The organism is Chamaesiphon sp. OTE_8_metabat_110 (assembly GCF_031382685.1).
Taxonomy (GTDB): domain Bacteria; phylum Cyanobacteriota; class Cyanobacteriia; order Cyanobacteriales; family Chamaesiphonaceae; genus Chamaesiphon.
In genome coordinates, this window is record NZ_JANMZA010000053.1 from 1 (window position 1) to 6,579 (window position 6,579).

Annotated in this window: 6 protein-coding genes and 1 pseudogene; 3 read left to right on the forward strand and 4 right to left on the reverse strand. The window is 44.3% G+C overall.

Features of this window, described 5'->3' with window-relative positions; translation table 11 throughout:
• Positions 1 to 444 precede the first annotated feature (444 nt).
• From RMO52_RS02020 to RMO52_RS02035, 4 genes are all read right to left on the reverse strand, one after another.
• Positions 445 to 1,185 carry a glutathione S-transferase family protein gene (locus RMO52_RS02020; RefSeq protein WP_310410442.1) on the reverse strand — a complete coding sequence of 247 codons (741 nt, stop codon included), beginning with the start codon at positions 1,183 to 1,185 and terminating at the stop codon, positions 445 to 447.
• 37 nt (positions 1,186 to 1,222) lie between these two features.
• Positions 1,223 to 1,882 carry a response regulator transcription factor gene (locus RMO52_RS02025; RefSeq protein ID WP_310410444.1) on the reverse strand — a complete coding sequence of 220 codons (660 nt, stop codon included), beginning with the start codon at positions 1,880 to 1,882 and terminating at the stop codon, positions 1,223 to 1,225.
• A 33-nt stretch (positions 1,883 to 1,915) separates the two neighbouring features.
• Positions 1,916 to 2,311 carry a hypothetical protein gene (locus RMO52_RS02030; protein WP_310410446.1) on the reverse strand — a complete coding sequence of 132 codons (396 nt, stop codon included), beginning with the start codon at positions 2,309 to 2,311 and terminating at the stop codon, positions 1,916 to 1,918.
• A gap of 61 nt (positions 2,312 to 2,372) precedes the next feature.
• The gene (locus tag RMO52_RS02035; protein WP_310410448.1) at positions 2,373 to 3,605 is read right to left on the reverse strand and encodes a sensor histidine kinase; all 1,233 of its coding nucleotides are present in this window, start codon (positions 3,603 to 3,605) and stop codon (positions 2,373 to 2,375) included.
• Between the two features lie 244 nt (positions 3,606 to 3,849).
• Here RMO52_RS02035 and RMO52_RS02040 point away from each other — a divergent pair, with 244 nt between their 5' ends.
• The 3 genes and pseudogenes from RMO52_RS02040 to RMO52_RS02050 form a co-directional block, all read left to right on the forward strand.
• Positions 3,850 to 5,340, forward strand: coding sequence for a M10 family metallopeptidase C-terminal domain-containing protein (locus tag RMO52_RS02040; protein WP_310410450.1), 1,491 nt, complete (start codon positions 3,850 to 3,852; stop codon positions 5,338 to 5,340).
• A 236-nt stretch (positions 5,341 to 5,576) separates the two neighbouring features.
• Complete coding sequence (locus tag RMO52_RS02045) at positions 5,577 to 6,182, forward strand: hypothetical protein (protein ID WP_310410452.1); 606 nt, start codon at positions 5,577 to 5,579, stop codon at positions 6,180 to 6,182.
• A gap of 47 nt (positions 6,183 to 6,229) precedes the next feature.
• Positions 6,230 to 6,579, forward strand: a pseudogene (locus RMO52_RS02050) (S9 family peptidase); the annotation flags it as partial.

Here is a 6,579-nt window from a genome sequence, read left to right on the forward strand (position 1 = left end):
CAACTCCAAGCTAACGCCGCAGCTACTAAAGACCTCGAAACGGCTGCTAAAATATTTCAATCTCAAAATAATAGTGCTGCCTATGAGTCAGTGATGCGACAGTTAGAAAGAATTAAATAAGTGCGCGAAACGAAGAACCACCGCCAAACCCAGTAGTTTCAGCGGTGGTTCTTCATTGGAGACGGTATTTTCAGTAGTGACGAGCATACTCGTCATCAGAATTGGAGCTAATACAGAGGTGGTTACAGAACTCTTGTTTCAATTGTAACAAATGTCAGCAACTAAGTTGTGATTTGGAACCAGAAATTTGGCGATCGGACTCACATACTCCCTTCCCACCCAAGAAATAGACATTTGCAATTCACTATCCACTATTCACTATCCACTATCCACTCACCACACTAGATGTCTAATTCTTCACTGGGAAGGGAGTAGCTTCCGAGCCTATCGATGTTCTTGGTACAACTGCAAGCCAAATTTGCCTGCTGGCGTGGCTTGTGCCTTCCGCATGTCTGTTTGCATCTGAATCGGTAATAAATCCAGCGCCGTAGGCTTAATGTGGTGCTCTGGTGGCTGAATGATTGGTGCGGCAAGTGCGGCAAAGGTAATATCGATCGCCGAAAATCGATCGCCGAGTAAATATTTACGTCCATCTGCGAGCAATTCAGTAACCCGCTTAAAGACAATCTCAATTTCTCGATAGGATTCGGCGGCTGATGTCTCAGTAATATCAAAACTCGATCGGATGATTTTGCCAACCTTGGGGAAAATTACGGGGAACAGTAACTTTTCCCAAAATGGCACGCCGCAAGTCCACTTCGGATAGATTAATTTGGGCGTGAGAATAGATGAATATCCCCAGCGGCGAGTATGGATGCCTAATGTGCCATTAAATAGTGTTTCTAACTCAATACCGAGTAACTGTAATTGGGGATCGATCGGATATAACTTGTCGGGATAGAGCCTGTCCAAATATCGCAAAATATCGGTCGAATCTGTCGCCGCACCCGTATCTGTCACTAAAACAGGTACGCTCGTACCGCCATATTTTTTAGTAGCATTCCGATGAAATGGCGGCATGTGTGCCAGTTCTCGATAGGGAATTTCTAAGTAATCTAGTGCCCACCGCGCTTTCTCGCTGTAATGGCTGATGGGAATCGTAATCAGTCGAAAGTTAGTTGACATCAAATTTTTTCCTAATTTACAACTGTACGGAGCGAGGCTAAGTATTAGTATATGAATCGGCGAGATTTTGAGCAACCCAGAGAGCAACTTGCAGTCGATAGCGGAGATTTAAATAGTTAAAAATATTCGTTACATAATTCTTGACTGTCCCTTCTGTCAGGTGAAGATCGAGAGCGATTTCGCGGTTGTTTTTGCCCTTACCAATTAGCTTGAGGATTTCGATCTCATTATGATTGAATTGTTCGAGGATGGCTAATGTAGATGATGGTGTAATAGTAGACTCTGGAATCCGCGCAAATACCTTCAAGGCGATCGCCGGATCTAGTTGTCCGAAACCGCGATCGAGACTGCGAATCGTGGTGGCTAATTGTCGGGATGGCGTACTTTTGAGGATATACCCCAGTGCGCCATTTTGGAGCGATTGACAGATATATTCATCTTCATCAAAGGTCGTCAACACCATAATCCGAATCCACGGAAACCGCTGATGAATGACTTTAGTTGCTTCAACACCATTGCAAATTGGCATCCTTACATCCATCAAAATCACATCGGGACGAAGTGTTTCTGACATCAAGATTGCCTCTTCACCATTACTAGCTTCGCCGACAACTTCGATGTCTGGTTCGAGGTTAATCAGAGCGGCTAATCCTTGCCTAAAAATAGCTAAGTCGTCAACTAATAGCAAGCGAATCATGGGTTAGTCTACGATCGATACAAACAGCATAAATTAATTACGATCGTTGCGATCGGACTTAGCTACTCCTGTAAAACGCGAGTATTTTGCTAACTTACTAGCAGCGGATGTAACGGCTATTAAACCAGTGTTAATATCCTCAAAGAAAATTACTCCGCCAACATGGTTATTTGCCACGAAGGGTGCATGATAAAATTGGTATTCTTTAAGATAGATTGTCAAGATACCATCAATATTGGTAGGTTTGCCGAAGATTTGTTGACAGACCTGTGCAATGACTTGCAAGAGAAAGTCTTGTCGAACTGGCTCACCGAGATCGCTAAACTCTGGACGATCGCCAAATTCATCCATATAATACAACCAAATTTTAGAGAGATCTGTCTCTTTTTGGAGTTTTTCTTTGAGTTGAGATATTTTTTCGAGTTTCATCGGTTTACATGAGATGTATATATAAATGCTGCTAGAAAATTATAGTTATGAATCGACAATTTTAGCTGGATGTAGGTACGAATATCTTAATTTGCGTGCCCGTGCAGATTTTACTATCGAGATTGAATTCTCCACCTAAACATTGTACGCGTTCTTTCATATTTCTCAAACCAAATCCAGCGTGGGGTCGATCGAGATCGAAGCCGTTACCATTATCGCAAATTTCCAGAATAGTGCCGCGATCTACAATCCTACTTTCGATCGTTACCCGATCGGCTTGGGCATGTTTTTGAATATTGGTAATTGATTCTTGAATGATGCAATAAAGTTGATAGCTAGATTGGAGCGATAATGGTGGAAAGTGGACATCAACAATTATCTGAAATGGATGATTTTGCTCCGTTAGAGCGACAATTGCTTCGGTCAGGTCAAAGTTCGATCGCTTCATCGTTCCCAAGGCTTGACGGACATTATCGATGGCTTGAGAGCTAAGTTTTTTGGCGAGATCGATCGCTTGTTGGGCGCGGATTGGCTCGGTTGTTTGGACTCTTTGCGCCAGTTCGATCTGCACGTCTAGAGAGGTGAGCGAATGTCCTAAAGTATCGTGAATATCGCGAGCGATCCGATTGCGCTCCAAATCGACAGCGAGAGTTTCTACTTGTTTGGTGAGTCGATCGGCTTTTTGGCGAGATTTTTGCTCTTCTGTCCACACACTACCAAGGAGTAAAACATACATACAACTACCTAGATTAGAAGCAAGAAAACTAGGTACCATTCTCGACCAGTTGAGATAGTATCTCATATCACCTTGAGTTAAATTATCGATAATTTGAGGCATACGCAGAGCGTAACTAACTGTGCCAATAATTAGGAAGAATATGGCAATTGTAATATTTTCTCGTCTTGGCAACAAAAAGCATCCTTTCAGCAGGATAGTAGTATAAAAAAGATAAGTAAAGACGTAAAGATGTTCAAAACCAATGATGATTAGAATTGCGGATAAAACATAAATTTGTCTTTGCCATAGCGGTCGATCGACAGGCAAAATGGCAATATAGGGAATAATCGCTATGACAAATAAAGCGATAAGTTCGATTTTCCATGGGGATCTTTGTAAATGTGGGCTGCCAGGATCGAGCCAAATACAGACAAATAAAGAAAATAGCTCAATGACAAGGAGCGAAATACGCATTTTTGGCGAAACTGGTGGCAGGCTCATCATTAGCAATCGATCGATGGATGTCAATATCGATCCTAAGTCGATCGTGTACTCGATCGGTATGACTTTCGTCATATTTTGTATGACCTTGATTAATATTCAAATCTATGGCAACTGGGTTAACATGTACTAAGTGTGCGATCGTGTAGCACTTTGCAGGTAAATGCCCTCTGTCAGCACTAGTATTTTTGCGAATTTTCTAGCGGGGTTGCGAAATGAAAAATCATTGCCTGTGGATGGCTAGCTGCAAACTAGCGACACGCAACCTGTTCGACAGCTTAATTAGTTCGATTTAAATCGATTTTATGAGGAGATAACGATGTCCGATTCACAATTTGATGTTCGATACGAACTGTTAGCTAAAGTAATTGGTATATATTCAGATCCTCAAACTAGACCTTTGGCAGAGCAGGTATTTGATACCCTTGGTTATCAAGTCGATCGGGTGTTCGATCCCTACGCTGATGGCGGTCAAGCAATCGGTCTTAGCTCCAAGGATGGCAGTACATCACCAGTACTAGTGCTACCAGGAGGAGCGGCGGGAAATCCGATTAGTGTTGGTAACGAAGAGTTTACAGCCAGCCAGCAAGCCATTCAAGACTGGATCGGCAGTATTACCAATAACCAACAGGCTAACCCCCAAGGGTTCAAGCCAGATGTCACCGGAGCGAGTCGGGGGGGAGCATTAACTCAACTCACAGCTAGCGCGTTCCCCACATTAATTGGCTCGGCAGTAACGTTTGTATCACCAGGAATCGATCGATCGACTGCCGATAAATTTATTGAAAATGGCGGCGATCCGAGTCAAGTCAGGCACTATATTACTGACGGAGACTATCGCAGTCTCATCGGCGATGCTTTTATTCCTGGTAAAGTGACAGTCGGTACTTATGAGATCCCCGTTGCGCCAGAAGCTGGCAAAGTAGACTACGCCACTCGCAAGCATAGCTCTGGAATTCTCGCCGATTTTAGTGCTTTTTTGCCCGACACTAGCAATCCATTAATAGCTCAACTTCGTGCGGCAACCGATCGACCTGCGGATCTAACTCTAGCTGAGATTTCTGTCGATGAACTCAATCAGCCGGACTTTAGCTGGCAAGGCAAAGACTGGCAAGTAGTGCTGGAAAAATTGCAGGCAAATAATCCCAACCTGGTGCAGTTGACCGATCGCCAAAATGCCGAAGAAGTACGTGACAATATTGGAGCTGGTAATGTCCTTAATCTCATCGGTGAAGCACTTGCAGGTATAAATCCAGTTCCGCCCGACAGGGTAAATCAGCCGACAGCAGGAGATGATGTCTTGTTTGGTACCGATGGGAAGGACAAGATTAAGGGCGGTGCTGGTGATGACTACATTCGCGGTGGGGCGGGTAACGACCGACTCTTTGGTAATGAAGGTAAAGATGCCCTCATCGGTGCGACTGGCAACGATCTGCTCAATGGCGGCGCAGGTGATGATATTCTCACTGGGGGGATGGGAAAAGACCGATTTGTCTTTGGCGATGGGACACCTTTCGATGCAGCATCCTTGGGTATCGACAGAATTAATGACTTTACAACTGGGGAAGATTCGATCGGTCTGAACAAGGCTACCTTTAACCTTTTTAACCAAGATTTTGCTAGTAACTTTGCCATCGTAACTGATGATGCTTCAGCGTCAACTAGTACTGCGGCGATCGTCTATAACAGCGGTAGCGGCAGTCTTTTTTACAACACTAATGGTATCGACGTTGGCTTCGGCGATGGTGGCCAGTTTGCCAGTCTCTTCGGTCAACCTACCCTGTTGGCTTGTGACTTCAAACTCAGCTAATTTTTGGCTGAGTCGTGCAGGATAACATGACCTTGAATGTAGCATTCTACAAAACGTATTGATACAAACCCGACTTCTTTGAGAAGCGGCTCTCTCCGGTCGGGTTTGTGTCCTAAACTAGCGAATCGATCGAAAACTATAGCATGGGCTGTCCGACTACGAAGATTTCCCTCAAGCAAGCACCCGAAAATCTTCAGAAAATCTTCTCAAATTGCCCCAATCTTAAATGAGCTATCGTGCTTGAATCTATTCAACCATTTCCTAAACTAATCCTCATCGGGCCGACTGGGGCTGGTAAAAGTACGCTGGGACTACTATTAGCCGATCGCTTAAACCTGCCTAGTGTCTCGATGGATGAGATTGCCGATCCGTATTACAATGAGTGCAATTTTGGCATCGCCGTATTCCAAAAATTGCGAGCCGATCGGGGTTTTTTAGCGACTCATCGACAATGGGAGCCAGTCCGAGTTCACGCGATCGAGCGCGTCTCAGCAACTTGTGGACATGTCGTTCTCGATCTGGGAGCCGGACATACACATTACGAAGATCCGATGATGTTCGATCGGGTACAACAGGCGATCGCACCATGTCCCAATGTTATCCTCCTGCTGCCATCTGCCGACCTCGATCGATCGGTTCGCCTACTGAAGAATCGGTGTATGTCAGAGCGTGGAAATGACTGGGTACAAGATGGCTATGACTTCATCGCACACTGGGTTAAAGATAGCCAAAATCACGACCTAGCAACGCTAACTATTTTCACTGAGGGCAAAACGCCAATGGAGACATGTGAGGAAATTATCGATCGAATGGTGACAGCCTCGATCGAACCGAAACATTAGCAGCTTTTTTGCCCGATCGTCACAAACTCAACTACAAAGCATTAAATATGACTGAAATAAACAACCAACCCATTGCACCGATTCAACCTGTCACAGACAACTACTTTGGCACAGACGTAGTAGACAACTATCGCTACATGGAAGATTTTAACGATCCGACAGTACAGCAATGGGTAAAGGCTCAGGCTGACTATACGATCGAGACTTTATCACAACTACCAGAACGTAAAGCTTTTGTCGATCGGATGAAGGAACTGGATGCTTCAATTCCCACTAATGTATATGGCATCCTCCAGCTTGCTAACGGCAACATTTTCTATCTCAAGATCGAACCACAAGATGATGTTGCCAAACTCTATTGGAAAGACAATATTGATAGCACCGAAATTCTCTTGGT

Excerpts from the sequence above, each read along its gene's own strand:
- RMO52_RS02030 (WP_310410446.1), bottom strand. The coding sequence starts at position 2,311 with ATGAAACTCGAAAAAATATCTCAACTCAAAGAAAAACTCCAAAAAGAG.
- RMO52_RS02035 (WP_310410448.1), bottom strand. The coding sequence starts at position 3,605 with ATGACGAAAGTCATACCGATCGAGTACACGATCGACTTAGGATCGATA.
- RMO52_RS02025 (WP_310410444.1), bottom strand. The coding sequence starts at position 1,882 with ATGATTCGCTTGCTATTAGTTGACGACTTAGCTATTTTTAGGCAAGGA.
- RMO52_RS02020 (WP_310410442.1), bottom strand. The coding sequence starts at position 1,185 with ATGTCAACTAACTTTCGACTGATTACGATTCCCATCAGCCATTACAGC.
- RMO52_RS02040 (WP_310410450.1), top strand. The coding sequence starts at position 3,850 with ATGTCCGATTCACAATTTGATGTTCGATACGAACTGTTAGCTAAAGTA.